Source organism: Pseudoalteromonas sp. SWYJZ12 (assembly GCF_015864395.1).
Classification (GTDB): Bacteria; Pseudomonadota; Gammaproteobacteria; order Enterobacterales; family Alteromonadaceae; genus Pseudoalteromonas; species Pseudoalteromonas arctica.
Genome location: NZ_JADYXH010000005.1, coordinates 172,541 through 187,205, shown reverse-complemented (window position 1 = coordinate 187,205; position 14,665 = coordinate 172,541). Strand labels below are relative to the sequence as shown.

Here is a 14,665-nt window from a genome sequence, read left to right as displayed (position 1 = left end):
AAAACAAGAAAAAGCGTATTTAATGGAGTATCAATAAATGAGTTATGAGTATTCTGAAGATGGTTTAGTAGAAGCAGCCAGTGAAGAGGTACTGCTAGACTTGCAATGGCAAGTTGAAACCGCTTGGCATAAAGAAATATTATCAGTACAGACTGACCGCAGCGACGGTTTGCTTGGTCGTGCTAATAAGTCAGAAGTCATACTCATTCGCTACCTCAAACAAGCGCTTGTTAAGTTAAACCCTGAACTACCTGACATGGCTTATCAAAATGCCATTGATCAAATAACCCAAGTTGAAGCCGATAAAAGCTTGGGTGCAATTAATAAAGCCAAACACGAGCTATTAACTAAGGGTGTGCAAGTTAGCTACCAGGACGATAAAGGCAAACTTCAAAAGAAACGCCTTAAAGTATTCAACTTTAACGAGCCAACAGAAAACCATTTTCTCGCGATTAGGCAGTTTGAAGTCGTCGGAAAATTATATAACCGCCGCCCAGACATTGTTGGCTTTGTTAATGGTATTCCGCTAGTATTTTTTGAGCTTAAAGCTCATCACACAGATTTGCGAAACGCTTATGAAGATAACCTAACTGATTATAAAGATACTATTGAAGAAGTACTGCATAGCAATGCCTTTATCATTTTAAGTAATGGTACAGATTCTCGCGTAGGTACAATAACCAGCCCTTATAAATTCTTCCTTGAATGGAAGCGTATTGAAGAAGATGACAAAGGTGAAGTAAGCCTAGACACCATTTTGCGTGGCACCTGTGAAAAGCATCGATTACTCGATTTGTTTGAAAACTTTTTACTGTTCGATGGTGAAGGCGATGACGTTGTAAAAATCATGGCAAAAAACCATCAATTTATTGGTGTAAATAAAGTGGTCAACAAAGCCAAAAACATTAATGACTTAAAAGGTAAGTTAGGCGTTTTCTGGCATACCCAAGGCTCTGGTAAATCATACTCTATGGTGTTTATCTGCCAGAAAATATTACGTAAGTTTGGCAAAAGTTACACCTTCTTAATTGTGGTTGACCGTACAGAATTAGAAAATCAGCTTTATGACACCTTTACTGGCTGTGGCGCTTTGACCGAAGAAAATATGCGAGCTAAATCGCGAACCCATTTACGTGAATTACTCAGTGAAAATCATCGCTATGTATTTACCCTTATTCATAAGTTCGCCATTGATAAGAAAAAAGAAACCGAATACCCGAAGATCACTGATAGAGATAACATCATTGTTATTTCTGACGAAGCACATAGAACGCAAGGCGGTACATATGCACAAAACATGCGTTTTAAAGCCATCCCTAATGCGTCTTTCCTTGGCTGTACGGGCACACCGTTAATCGACGATGAAGTTGAATTAACTAAAAAAATCTTCGGTGGTTATGTGTCTATCTATGACTTTAAAAAAGCTATGGATGATGGTGCAACTCTGCCACTACGTTATTTAAATCGCGGTGAAAAGCTCGATATCGAAAACCCAGACTTAGACGAGCGCATGGCTGAAATCATCAATAATGAAGATTTAGATACCGACCAAATTGCTAAGCTGAGAAGAGAGTTTGCTAGAGATTACCCTATTCTTACGTCAGATGAGCGCCTTGATAAAATAGCCAAAGACTTAGTGTGGCACTTTAATGATCGAGGCTATCAAGGTAAGGCGATGTTTGTCGCCCTTGATAAACCAACCGCTGTCCGTATGTATGAATTAGTGATGGGTTACTGGCCTGATTATATTAAAGACTTAAAACAGCGCATAGAAGATGCGAGTGATCAGCAAGAAGAACTCACGATTAAAAAACATTTAGCTCGTGTTGAGGAAACCGAAGTTTGTGTTGTAGTAAGTAGTGAGCAAAACGAAGTTAAGAAATTTAAAGCGCTTGATTTAGATATCGAAACCCATCGTAAGAAGATAGTGGAACGTGATCTTGAAACTGAGTTTAAGGATGAAGACAACCCGTTCCGCTTAGCTATAGTGTGTGCCATGTGGATCACTGGCTTTGATGCCCCTTGTGTATCAACCGTTTACTTAGATAAGCCGATACAAGGCCATACCCTGATGCAGACCATCGCTCGTGCCAACCGAGTATATGATGATGAAAAAGAAAACGGTTTAATTGTTGATTACGGTAATGTGTATACCCAATTAGAAAAAGCCTATTCGGTATACGGCGAAGGAGATAAGCCTACTTCACCAAGTGGTAAAGGTAATGGTGGCGAAGAAAAACCAACTAACCCTGTTGAAAAGCTAGAAGAAATGGCCGATGAACTAGACGCTGCCATTCTCGCTGTTGCTAACTTTTTATCGGAAGTTGACTTTAACCTTGATGATCTCGTTAACGCTAAAACTGCTATGGAGCGTTTAACTTCACTGGGCAAAGCAGCAAATGCAGTGAGTTTAAATGAAACCACCAGAACTCAATTTGAAGTAGCAGCTCGTGAGGTAATGCGTAAATATAAAGCACTTTACCCAGAAGAGATTGTTAGGCAGTTTATTCCTCGTTATAACGCTGTTGAAGCTATTTACAGCCAACTAAATCAAAAAACCAAATCTGCGGATATATCATCAGTCATGCGCAAGCTTCAACAGGAAGTCAGCATGAGTGTCAGTACACAGAAAAATGAAGTCCGTGAAGATGATTATGTTGATTTAGGTAACTTGGACTTTGATCGCCTTAAAAAAGCCTTCGCTAAGTCTGAACAAAAGAATGCTGTTGTTTTTGATCTTCAAGAAGCGATAGAGAAGCAGCTTGAAAAAATGGTACGGGAAAACCCTATTCGTCTTGAGTTTTACGAAAAATATAAAACCATTATTGCTGAATATAACGCAGGCAAAGACATTCAAGCTGTTCAGAAGGCATTTGACGACTTGAATGACTTTATGAAAAATGATTTGAGCCCTGAACAAGATAGAGCTATGCGTGAAGGTTTAGATGAAGAAACCTTAGCCATTTATGACCTTCTTAAAAAGCCAATGTTACAATCGGCTGACGAAAAAGCAGTAAAAAAAGTTGCAAAAGAAACGTTAGAAAAACTTAAAGCAGAAAAACTTAAAGTTGACCGATGGCGTGAAAGCACGCAAGTTAGCTCTCAAGTTAAAACCATGATCAAAGATAGCTTAGAGTGGTTGCCACAAGCACCTTATCCTGACGATGAATTAGCTAATTTGAACCTTGTTGTTTATCAGCATGTTTATGCAAACTATCAAGGTGCTGGCAATAGTACATACGGAGCATTCTAGGTACAAAAATGGAATTAACTTTTAAAATAATAAAACACAAAGCTTACCCGCCGCAAACTGGAAATTTGATAGCCTATTTGTGTGAAGATAACTGGGATGACTACTCTTTCAAAACAACATTTTCACTGATTGTGTTTGATGAACATGGCAATAAACATAGTTTTGGGAATGTAAAAATCGGTATCGTCGGCTTTGAAATCGGCTGGGTTTCGGAGAAGCTAGGTGATAACACTTTTTCTCACTTTAATGAAAATGCATTTAGTTTAGGCCAAGACGAAGAGTACTATAAAAATATTAGAAGCCTACTTAGTGAAGTACTTGGTAATCAAATATTCGAAAAATTAAATGATATAGCATATTCACGCAAAAGTTTTGATATAGCATTTGATGAAGCTGTTTTTAAAACATCACTATTACGCTCAGTAAGTACGTCTGTCATTCACGGACAGTTCTCTAGAATAATTAAAGGCGAAGCACCATTATCTGAATTCGATTTCTCATATAAAAAAGTGCAAACTGATAAAAGCGCCCAAATAGATATAAGTTTTAAAGTAACTCCTGGCTCCTTGCCTTCTAGCAATATACACGTGTTGATTGGTCGTAACGGTGTCGGTAAGACAACTTTACTAAACAATATAGTGAAAACAGTTATTGATGATTCAGCCGCTAAAGAAGAAGTTGGCGTGATGCTCTGTAAACAAAATCCCTGGCAAGAAATAAGACTTCCTAAAGATTATTTCAGTAGTATATCTTCTGTTTCTTTCAGCGCATTTGACCCATTTATTCCACCAAAAAACAGACCAGATAGAAGCTTAGGAACTTGCTATTTTTACATTGGTTTAAAGAAAAATGATGATGCAAACTCAAAAGAACTGAAAGGTGATGAAGCGATAAGAAATGACTTCGTTGATAGCTTATTAGTTTGTTTCGCTTTACAGACCAAGAAAAAACGATGGCTACGAGCGATTAAAACGCTAGAATCTGATATTAATTTTGCAGAAATGAACCTCACCCGTTTAGGTGGTTTAGAAAAAGCCGGTGAAGTAAAAAAATCAGCGTTAAAGTTAGTTCGCCTGATGAGTTCAGGACATACTATCGTTTTGCTTACCTTAACAAAACTTATTGAAACAATAGAAGAAAAAACTCTGGTATTGATTGATGAACCTGAGAGTCATCTTCATCCTCCATTACTTTCAGCATTTACAAGAGCTCTATCTGACTTACTGGTAGACCGAAATGCTGTTGCTATTATTGCTACCCACTCCCCTGTAATATTACAAGAGGTACCTAAAAGCTGCGTCTGGAAGTTAGAAAGAACGCGGAATGAAGGTGTTTCTTTTCGCCCTGAAAATGAAACTTTTGGTGAAAATGTCGGTGTTTTAACTCGTGAGGTATTTGGTTTAGAAGTCACTAAATCAGGTTTTCATGCATTGTTAATCGAGTCAGTTGAAGCAGGTAAAAGTTTTGACGAAATAGTAGACCTATACAAAGGACAAATAGGGTTTGAAGGTCAGGCAATTCTCAGAGCTTTAATTGCAAATAGAGAGGCCGATTAATATGCGAGCTCTTGCGCCGCCTCAATTTACTTTTACTGATGTGTTAAATACCTGTGTTGGAAGTATTAGCTGCCAAACGCTTACGCAGAATATTAATGCTATCAACCTACAATTGACTACTGCTGTTCAAGACTTTGATACAAAATCTGCTACTGCTGACTTATTTCAAATCCCCCCCTTTATCGGTAATAATGATGCTGTGGTAACAGGCCAAGTAACTAAAGCTGAGCTCAAAGGACTTTATACATTACATATGGTCCCTACTAAAAAGCCTGCTAGACAGTATTATGATCAAATAATGATGCAAGCTCCGCTGCGAATTTGCCCTTTTTGCGGATTTGGGCAAGTAACAACACTAGACCATTATTTACCTAAAGCTAAGTTTCCACTTCTATCAATCTTTCCTAAAAACCTAGTTCCTAGTTGCGCCGATTGTAATAAAGGTAAAAGTGCAGGAATAGCAACATCGAAGAATGAGCAATGCTTACACCCATACTTTGATCAAGGCCATTTTATAAATGATCAATGGTTGTTTGCTGAAGTCATCCATACGACTCCTGCAACTATCAGATATTTTGTGCAAGCACCAAACTATTGGTCTACCTCTGATCAAGCTAGAGTAAATAGTCATTTTGATGACTTTAAACTAGCTAAACGCTTCAGTATTCAAGCGGGAGATGAAATATCTAACTTAAGAGGTGAATTAGATATAGATTTTCAAATAAATCAACAAACAGGTGTAGAGCAAGCTTTACTGAAAAAACATGCAGGTGCATCTCTACAACATACAAACAGTTGGAAGACAGCAATGTATCAAGCATTAGCTGCTAGCAATTGGTATTGCAGCGGTGGTTTTAAATAATTTATTACTCTATTAATTGAAATAGTTAATCAAAAGGTGAGCTATAAAAGCTCACCTTTTTGTCCATTCGCAAACTTATTTATTCACGTTCGCAAACTTATTTATCATGAACACTCAATCCTTAATCGCGATAAGTCTCAACCGCTGGGCATGAACATACTAAGTTACGGTCGCCATATACGTCATCTATACGTGTAACTGTTGGCCAAAACTTATTTTTAGCCACTGCAGGCACAGGGAATGCAGCGTAAAAACGGTCGTATGCGCGGTCCCATTCGTTACCTAATACGTCGCCTTGTGTATGCGGTGCAAACACTAGCGGGTTGTTTTCGATTGACCATTCGCCAGAGATTACTTTTTCAATTTCGCCTTTAATTGACACCATTGCTTCGATAAAGCGGTCAATTTCACCTTTTGATTCAGACTCAGTCGGCTCAATCATTAATGTGCCTGCTACTGGGAACGACATAGTTGGTGAATGGAAGCCGTAATCTTGCAGGCGCTTAGCTACGTCCATTTCAGTAATGCCTGATAGCTCTTTAAGCGGGCGTAAGTCAACAATACATTCGTGAGCAACACGGTTGTTACGACCACGGTATAAAATTGGGAAGTGCTTGCTTAGCTCATGCGTTAAGTAGTTAGCATTAACAATTGCCATTTCAGTGGCTTGTTTTAAGCCCTCTGAACCCATCATGGTAATGTAAGCCCATGAAATAGGTAAAATAGCGGCTGAGCCATAAGGCGCTGCCGATACCGCACCGTTACCGATGTTAGTACCTGGTACGTTAATTACGCTGTGGTTTGGCATAAACGGCGCAAGATGCGATTTAACACCAATTGGGCCAACACCTGGACCACCGCCACCGTGTGGAATACAAAACGTTTTATGCAAGTTTAAGTGCGATACGTCTGAGCCAATAAAGCCTGGGCTTGTTACGCCAACTTGCGCGTTCATGTTTGCGCCGTCCATGTAAACTTGGCCGCCGTGCTCATGAATAATGTCACAAATTTCGCGAATTGTTTCTTCGTATACGCCGTGCGTAGACGGGTATGTGATCATGATGCACGATAAGTTTTCAGACACTTCCTCAGCTTTCGCTTTAAGGTCGCTCATGTCTACGTTACCGTTTTTGTCACAGTTAACTACCACAATTTTCATGCTTGCCATTTGCGCTGATGCAGGGTTTGTACCGTGCGCAGAGCTTGGGATCAAACATACATTGCGGTGTGCGTCGCCGCGTGACTCGTGGTATTTACGAATCGCGATTAAGCCTGCGTATTCACCTTGTGCACCAGAGTTTGGCTGAAGTGATACTGCATCGTAACCGGTAATGTTTACTAGCCAGTCGTGTAGCTCGCCAATCATTATTTGGTAACCTTCTGCTTGATCTAGCGGGCAGAATGGGTGAAGGTTTGCAAACTCAGGCCACGTAATTGGGATCATCTCGGCGGTCGCGTTTAGTTTCATGGTACATGAGCCTAACGAGATCATTGAGTGATTAAGCGATAAGTCTTTGCTTTCTAGTCGCTTAATATAGCGAAGCATGTCTGTTTCGCTGTGGTAGCTGTTAAAGTTTGGATGCGTTAGTACTTCGTCGTCACGTACTAAACTTGCAGGAATTGACTCGCTGCCATTTGCTTCAACGTCTGCTGCAATAGCGTCAACACTTAGGCCATGGCCTTCGCCTAAAATAATATCGAATAACTGTGCAATATCGGCGCGTGTTGTTGTCTCTGATACCGAAATTGAGTACTCGCCTTCGTGGTTTGTTGCAAAGTTTACGCCTTTTGCAATTGCACGTGCTGTTACGTCGTCTTTGCTGTCGCTTACTACTGTTAGCGTATCAAACCAAGTACTGTGCTTAAGTGCGATGCCTTTAGCTTTAAGGCCAGCAGCTAAAATATCAGCAAAGCGATGTATACGCTGCGCGATAGTTTTTAAGCCTTGTGGGCCGTGGTACACCGCGTAAAACGCTGCCATGTTGGCAAGTAATACTTGTGCTGTACAAATGTTTGAGTTGGCTTTGTCGCGGCGAATGTGTTGTTCGCGCGTTTGCATTGCCATACGTAGTGCGTCGTTACCTAAACGGTCTTTAGATACACCAATAATACGACCTGGTAATGAACGCTTGTATGCGTCACGTGTTGCAAAAAATGCTGCGTGTGGGCCGCCGTAACCCATAGGTACGCCAAAACGTTGAGCCGAACCAAGTACTACGTCTGCGCCTAGTTTACCCGGTGCTTTTAACAGTAATAAACTCATTATGTCGGCAGCAACACAGGCAATGGCCTTTTTGCTTTGTACGCCAGCAATTAGGTCTGTTATGTCTACCACTTCGCCTGATGTAGTTGGATATTGGAACAATGCGCCAAAAATGTCGTGGTTAACGGCATCTTCTGCTTTACCTACAATTATTTCAAAACCAAACTGCTCGGCACGTGTTGTTACTACGTCGATTGTTTGTGTGTGTACGTCGTCGGCAATAAAAAAGGCATTGGCTTTTTTAGCTTTTGATACGCGTTTTGCAAGGCCCATAGCCTCTGCAGCGGCTGTTGATTCGTCAAGTAGTGATGCGCTTGCTAAATCAAGACCGGTTAAATCTAGGGTCATAGTTTGGAAGTTTAATAATGATTCTAAACGCCCTTGAGCAATCTCTGGCTGATACGGTGTGTACGCTGTATACCAACCTGGATTTTCTAGTACGTTACGTAAAATTACGTGCGGTACGTTAGTTGGGTGGTAGCCTTGGCCAATGTACGATTTGAAAACTTTATTTTTGCTGGCTACTGATTTTAGGTAGCTTAGTGTTTCAACTTCAGTACGGCTTTCGCCAACTGTTAGCGGTTGTTCTAGACGAATGCTAGCCGGTACAGTTTGGTCAATGAGCTCTTGCACACTCGATACTTCTAAAGCACTTAGCATATCGCTTACTTGTGCTGGGCTTGGCCCAATATGGCGGCGAATAAAATCTTGCTTTTGCTCTAGTTCTTCAAGAGATTTGGCGTTTGACATGAATCCAGATTCCTATGATCCTAAATGCTAATGGGTAACTAGCATTAATTAAAATATTTGACGATTTAACAGTTCACTCAGTATGGGGTGGTGAGCTGTAAAATCATAAAAGCCCCATTTTTATACATTAAACGGGGCTTTTAGTTATCTTCAAAAAATGATTATTCTTCGTCGATAGTGTGCGAGTAACCTTCAGCGTCTAATAAGTTGTCTAGCTCAGACTCGTCAGATGCTTTAATACGGAATAACCAACCGTCGCCGTAAGCGTCGTTGTTTACTGTTTCAGGTGAGTCTTCAAGCTCTTCGTTAATAGCAACAATTTCGCCACTGATAGGTGCGTAAATGTCTGATGCTGCTTTAACTGACTCTGCTACTGCACAGTCTTCGCCAGCGTCTACTTCGTCGCCAACTTCTGGTAATTCAACAAATACCATGTCGCCAAGAAGTTCTTGTGCATGCTCAGAAATACCAACAGTAAATGTACCGTCGCCTTCGTTACGAACCCACTCGTGTGAAGGTGCGTATTTTAACTCGCTAGGAATATTGCTCATTTTATTTGTCCTTTGGTTTATATTGGGAGGATACCAATCGCAATAATTATTGTGATTGGTATAACCAAATTATTTAAATTATTGATTTACCGTTACGTACAAAGCTAGGCTTTACTACTTTAACGTTTACTAATTTTTTACGCATTTCTACTTGAGCTGTATCGCCTGTTGAACGTGGTACACGTGCAAGGGCTACACTAAAACCAAGTGTTGGTGAAAAAGTACCTGATGTAATAATACCTATCCCACCGTCAACAATTACTTTAGAACCGCTACGCAAAACGCCTTTTTCTTCAAACACTAAGCCAACTAGTTTGTCAGTGCTTTTTTCTGCGCGTTGCTTAACAAGTACGTCACGGCCAATAAAGTCGCGATCTTCTGGTTCCCATGCAATGGTCCATGCCATGTTAGCTGCAAGTGGTGATACGCTTTCGTCCATATCTAGGCCGTAAAGGTTCATACCTGCTTCTAAACGTAGCGTGTCGCGTGCACCTAAACCAGCAGGCTTAACACCTGCGTCTAGCAGTTGTTGCCATAAATCGGCTGCTTGGTCGTTCGGTACTACTATTTCGTAACCGTCTTCGCCAGTATAACCCGTTGTGGCAATAAATAAATCACCTACTTGAACACCAAAAAACGGCTTCATACCTTCAACAGCTGCTTGTTGCTCAGCATTTAAAAGAGTGGCTGTTTTTGCTTTAGCGTTAGGGCCTTGTACTGCAATCATTGCAAACTCAGGGCGCTCTGTAACAGTTACGTCAAAGTCGCTCGATACGTTAGCTAAATGCGCTAGGTCTTTTTCGCGCGTTGCTGAGTTAACAACTAGGCGGTAAAAGGTTTCGCTAAAGAAATAAATAATTAAGTCGTCTATTACACCGCCTTGCTCGTTAAGCATGCCTGTGTAAAGCGCTTTACCTGGTACGGTTAATTTTGCAACGTCGTTAGCTACTAGCTTACGTAAAAATGCTTGTGCTTGAGGCCCTTCAATATCAACAATAGTCATGTGTGATACGTCAAACATACCTGCGTCGGTACGCACGCTATTGTGTTCTTCTATTTGTGAGCCGTAGTTGATTGGCATTTCCCAGCCATGAAAATCAACCATTTTAGCGCCCGCTTCTAGGTGCTTAGCATGTAGTACAGTTTTAGAAGTCATAACATTCCTTCACGTTTAAATTAACCCTGTTTAGGGCGTGGCTTAAATAGACTTTAATTGCTTAATCGCAATTAAAAACAGGTAAACATTGTTATGTTCACCTGTTGTTTGTATTCGTTATGCGGCTTCACTATGCATAAGTGCAAAACCTTGCGCTTGCATGTAGCTTTGCCATTTTTGTAATTCTTGTTGTTTAGCGACTAATACAAAGTGTTGTTCGTCGTTTTTATCAATGGCGGTAATAAATACATCACCACTTTGCGCACCGTAGCATAGTTGCGCGTCAGAAAGGCGCAAACCGGGTGTTAATTTAAAAGCATTTACTAGAGTATCAAACGCGTTGTCGCCACTTAAAATAAAGCTTGCTAGGTCAGTGCGTACTACATAATCAATATCAAAACGTAGCTGTTGCTCGTTTATAAGTGCTTGTAGTTGAAGGCTTGCGTTGTGTGGAAGTACAAATCTAAAGGCGGTTTCGCTAAAGTAATAAACAGCAAAGCTGTAGTCAGAATTATAGTCGCCATCAAGCGTGCCTTTTAAGCCTAAACCGCTGGCGGTAAGCTTAGTTAAATCAAGGCCTAAAATAGTGCTTAAAAATACACTGGTTTCGGTGCCGCTAAAATCCATTACAACGTGATTGTTGTTAGTTTGCAAAGCGTTAGTAACCGCACTACTTGCGTTGCTGTGGCGGGCAAACATTATTGGGTTAAAAGTCATAACAAACACCTGTGTATTTTCGATTACAAAAGTATATTGCCCACGCCTACCAACAACAAATTGTAATTTTTTATCAATTGATAAATAATACTTATATATATAGCTATATAAATTGTAATTTTAAATATGAAAAACATATCAACAGACGGTTTACGTACTTTTGTAATGGTAGTTGAAATAGGTGGCTTTGCTAAAGCAGGCGATTTACTTGGCCTGTCGCAACCTGCTGTCAGTTTGCAAATAAAGCGCTTAGAAGACGTGCTTGGCTATAAACTATTTAAAAAACAAGGACAGCGCCAAGTATTAAACCAGTACGGCGAGCTATTATTGCCTATGGCAAAACAAATGATGCAACACAACGATGCTATTTTGCAGCAGTTCACATCAGAAAACATTGCAGGTAAAGTGCGCTTGGGTATTCCGAGCGAATTTGCTGCGCGTATTTTACCTTCTATTATTGGCGACTTTGTGGCGCTCTACCCAGAGGTGTCGTTAGAAGTTAAGTCGCGTTTAAGTAAGCATTTACTTTCAGCGTCTCGCCAAGATCAGTTCGATTTAGTACTTGCGCTAAATGAGCGACTCAACTCTGATAAGTTTCCTATTTTTATGCAAGACGAACTGGTGTGGGTGGGCGACCTGTCACTTGCGCAAAACGACGTGGTTACGCTAGTTACCGCACCAGAGGGGTGTATTTATCGTCGCCGTGCAATTGATGCATTAAAAAGTGCGGGCATAAAATACCGCATTGTATATAGCAACGCCGATTTAACCGGCCTTATTGCTGCATTAAAAGAAGGCTTAGGTATTACCGTACTTGCTAAAAGCACAGTACCGAGTGAGCTTAACTATCAAGTTCAAACCAAACATTTACCCACTCTTGGTAATATTGGTATTAGTTTAATTAAAAGTTCGGGTGAATCTGACCATGCAGTAGATAAGCTCGCGGAGTTTATAGCGCTACGTTTAGGTTATAGCTAATCAAAACTTTATAACGAGTAAAGCAATTACAAACTAATACAAAAGAAACAATTTAGTTAACAAGGTTGCATAAGTAGGTGCTTTTAGTTCTATTAAACTGAATAATTAAATACTTAATAACATTGATTCGTATTCGTTAACGTGTTCAAATTACGCCAATTAAGATAATTGACATGATTAGGAACACAATGAACCCTAAGTTTTTAGTATCTACCCTGGCAACTGCGGTTGCTTTGTCTTTTAGTGCTACTGCAATAGCAAAAGACACCAGCAATAAAGAACAACGCTTTGAACAAATTACCGTTATTGGCTCAGAACAAGCAATTAACGATATTCCTGGTTCGGCTACGTTTATTTCTGATGAAGAACTTCAAAAATTCAAATTTACTGATATTTCTCGCGTTTTAGCGTCTGTTCCGGGCGTTTACGTGCAAGAAGAAGACGGCTACGGCCTTCGTCCTAATATTGGTATGCGCGGCACAGGTACTGGTCGTAACGATAAAATATCAGTAATGGAAGACGGTGTATTAGTTGCACCAGCACCATATTCAGCACCTTCTGCTTACTACTTCCCTACTACGGGTCGTATGGAGTCTATTGAAGTATTAAAAGGCGCGGCATCAGTTAAGTATGGCCCGCGTACTACGGGCGGTGTTTTAAACTTACTTTCGCGCAGCTTACCTACTGAGCCAAATAGCTCAAAGGGTATGGTAGATGCAGCCCTTGGTGGTGATGGTTACTACAAAGGTCACGCTTACTTCGGTAAAGAAAAAAACAACACAGCAGGCTTAATTGAAGTATTTACTTACGGCGCAGATGGCTTTAAAGAGCTGCCAGTAGGTAATGACAACACCGGCTTTGAAAAAACAGATTTACTATTAAAGTTTGGTCATACGTTTGGTCAAAACGATGCGCATAATCTTGAGCTAAAAATTAAGTACTCTGACGAAACATCAGACGAAACATACATGGGCTTAACTGACGAAGACTATCAAGAAAGTCCTTACCGTCGTTATGCTGCATCGCAAAACGATGAAATGAATACTCGCCACAACGCATACCAACTTAACTACGCGTACCGTTTTGGTGATGGCTATGAGTTTTTAGCTACGGCTTACTTAAACGATTTTCATCGTAACTGGTATAAAGCCAGCAAAGTAAGCGAAAGCTACCTTGAGCAATACAGTGAATTTGAAGCAAACCCGACAAGCGAAGGTATTGAAGGTATTGGTATTAAAGCTAATAACCGCGATTACCAAGCTAAAGGTATTCAGTCTGAATTACATATTCCTGCAGGCGATCACTATGTGACTGTTGGCGTACGTTACCACGAAGACGAAATGGATCGTTTTCAATGGGAAGACAAATACACGCTTAATCAAGACCTAAGCTTAACGCTTACAGAGCAAGGCGTTCCGGGCTCTGACAGCAACCGTGTAGATAGCGCAGAAGCAAGTACATTGTTTATTCAAGACGAGTGGACAATTGATGCATTAGTAGTAAGTGCAGGCCTTCGTTATGAAGACATTACTATTACGCGTGAAGAGTGGTCTAAATCAGATCCAACACGCAGCAACGGTTTAACTAAAGATGTGTCGAACGACACTGAAATTTTAGTGCCGTCACTAGGTGCTACTTACACGCTTAACGAAAACGTAACGCTACTTGCGGGCATTCAAAAAGGTTATGCACCAGCAGCACCTGGTAATGCTGACCAAGAAGAAGAAGAAAGTGTAAACATTGAGTTTGGCTCTCGCTTTAATATGGATGGCTTTAGCGGTGAAGTAATTGCGTTTTACTCTGACTACAGCAACATGCACGGTAACTGTACTGCAGCTGTTGGTTGTAGCGACGACAACATTGGCGACCAATACAACTACGGTGAAGTAGAAGTAGCGGGCTTTGAATTTAGTGCAGCACGTACGTTTGCAACTGATACAGCTATGTTCCCAGTTAAATTAACGTATACCTACACAGACTCTGAGTTTAAAAACGATTTTGATTCAGAAATTTGGGGCACGGTAGAAAAAGGCGATGCAATGCCTTACGTACCAGAAAACCAAGTAGCGTTATCGTTAGGTGCTGAGTTTTCTGCGTTTGTAGTTAACAGCCAAATACGTTACGTATCTGATGCGCATGCTAACTTAACGCAGTCGGGCTTAAACGCAATTGATAGCCGCGTAGTATGGGATTTAGCTGCTAAATACTTAATCGATGAGAATCAAAAAGTATACCTAAGCGTTGATAACTTGTTTGATAAAACATACGTTGCTAACCGTTCAAACGGTGGCATTCAACCTGGTAAGCCGCGTACTGTACAGATGGGCTACACATACTCATTCTAAATTGAAAGCTGGTTAAACGGTTCACTAACAGCGTTAATAATTTTTTATGTAAGACCACTACACATCTAAATTATTGCCTTGTTATTAAACCGTTTACCTGCGCTTTGTATGAGATAAACGGTTCACTAACAGCGTTGATAATTTTTTATGTAAGAACACTACACATCTAAATTATTGCCTTGTTATTAAACCGTTTACCTGCGCTTTGTATAGGAGAAATGGTTCACTAACAGC

Annotated in this window: 9 protein-coding genes; 5 read left to right on the top strand and 4 right to left on the bottom strand. The window is 40.5% G+C overall.

Translation table 11 applies throughout. The features are described from left to right. Window positions 1-37 precede the first annotated feature (37 nt). From I6F42_RS08840 to I6F42_RS08830, 3 genes are read left to right on the top strand one after another with little or no spacing between them, the layout of a single operon-like run. Complete coding sequence (locus tag I6F42_RS08840; protein WP_197151832.1) at window positions 38-3,253, top strand: type I restriction endonuclease subunit R; 3,216 nt, start codon at window positions 38-40, stop codon at window positions 3,251-3,253. Between the two features lie 8 nt (window positions 3,254-3,261). Next, on the top strand, window positions 3,262-4,809 hold the full coding sequence (locus I6F42_RS08835; RefSeq protein ID WP_197151830.1) for an AAA family ATPase: 1,548 nt from the start codon (window positions 3,262-3,264) through the stop codon (window positions 4,807-4,809). 1 nt (window position 4,810) lies between these two features. Further along, a complete protein-coding gene (locus tag I6F42_RS08830; RefSeq protein ID WP_197151829.1) occupies window positions 4,811-5,671 on the top strand; it encodes an HNH endonuclease in 861 nt (286 codons plus the stop codon). A gap of 121 nt (window positions 5,672-5,792) precedes the next feature. Here the strand turns inward: I6F42_RS08830 and gcvP are convergent, their stop codons facing one another. The 4 genes from gcvP to I6F42_RS08810 all read right to left on the bottom strand — a co-directional run bounded on the left by gcvP (window position 5,793) and on the right by I6F42_RS08810 (window position 11,108). After that, window positions 5,793-8,684 (bottom strand): aminomethyl-transferring glycine dehydrogenase, encoded by a 2,892-nt coding sequence (gene gcvP, locus I6F42_RS08825; protein ID WP_197151828.1) that lies wholly within the window; start codon window positions 8,682-8,684, stop codon window positions 5,793-5,795. Between the two features lie 161 nt (window positions 8,685-8,845). Continuing rightward, window positions 8,846-9,235, bottom strand: a complete 390-nt coding sequence (gene gcvH, locus I6F42_RS08820; RefSeq protein ID WP_002958029.1) for a glycine cleavage system protein GcvH — start codon at window positions 9,233-9,235, stop codon at window positions 8,846-8,848. Between the two features lie 73 nt (window positions 9,236-9,308). Continuing rightward, entirely contained in the window at window positions 9,309-10,391 is a 1,083-nt protein-coding gene (gene gcvT, locus I6F42_RS08815) for a glycine cleavage system aminomethyltransferase GcvT (protein WP_121955113.1), read from the bottom strand. 117 nt (window positions 10,392-10,508) lie between these two features. Next, window positions 10,509-11,108, bottom strand: coding sequence for a hypothetical protein (locus I6F42_RS08810; protein WP_002958026.1), 600 nt, complete (start codon window positions 11,106-11,108; stop codon window positions 10,509-10,511). A gap of 126 nt (window positions 11,109-11,234) precedes the next feature. On the opposite strand from I6F42_RS08810, the gene I6F42_RS08805 reads away from it, so the two are divergent. Together I6F42_RS08805 and I6F42_RS08800 are read left to right on the top strand one after the other, a co-directional pair. Beyond that, a complete protein-coding gene (locus tag I6F42_RS08805) occupies window positions 11,235-12,086 on the top strand; it encodes a LysR family transcriptional regulator (protein WP_007579940.1) in 852 nt (283 codons plus the stop codon). A 188-nt stretch (window positions 12,087-12,274) separates the two neighbouring features. Continuing rightward, a complete protein-coding gene (locus I6F42_RS08800; protein ID WP_169044164.1) occupies window positions 12,275-14,431 on the top strand; it encodes a TonB-dependent receptor domain-containing protein in 2,157 nt (718 codons plus the stop codon). The last annotated feature ends 234 nt before the right edge of the window (window positions 14,432-14,665 follow it).

Excerpts from the sequence above, each read along its gene's own strand:
- I6F42_RS08840 (WP_197151832.1), top strand. The coding sequence starts at position 38 with ATGAGTTATGAGTATTCTGAAGATGGTTTAGTAGAAGCAGCCAGTGAA.
- I6F42_RS08835 (WP_197151830.1), top strand. The coding sequence starts at position 3,262 with ATGGAATTAACTTTTAAAATAATAAAACACAAAGCTTACCCGCCGCAA.
- I6F42_RS08830 (WP_197151829.1), top strand. The coding sequence starts at position 4,811 with ATGCGAGCTCTTGCGCCGCCTCAATTTACTTTTACTGATGTGTTAAAT.
- gcvP (WP_197151828.1), bottom strand. The coding sequence starts at position 8,684 with ATGTCAAACGCCAAATCTCTTGAAGAACTAGAGCAAAAGCAAGATTTT.
- gcvH (WP_002958029.1), bottom strand. The coding sequence starts at position 9,235 with ATGAGCAATATTCCTAGCGAGTTAAAATACGCACCTTCACACGAGTGG.
- gcvT (WP_121955113.1), bottom strand. The coding sequence starts at position 10,391 with ATGACTTCTAAAACTGTACTACATGCTAAGCACCTAGAAGCGGGCGCT.
- I6F42_RS08810 (WP_002958026.1), bottom strand. The coding sequence starts at position 11,108 with ATGACTTTTAACCCAATAATGTTTGCCCGCCACAGCAACGCAAGTAGT.
- I6F42_RS08805 (WP_007579940.1), top strand. The coding sequence starts at position 11,235 with ATGAAAAACATATCAACAGACGGTTTACGTACTTTTGTAATGGTAGTT.
- I6F42_RS08800 (WP_169044164.1), top strand. The coding sequence starts at position 12,275 with ATGAACCCTAAGTTTTTAGTATCTACCCTGGCAACTGCGGTTGCTTTG.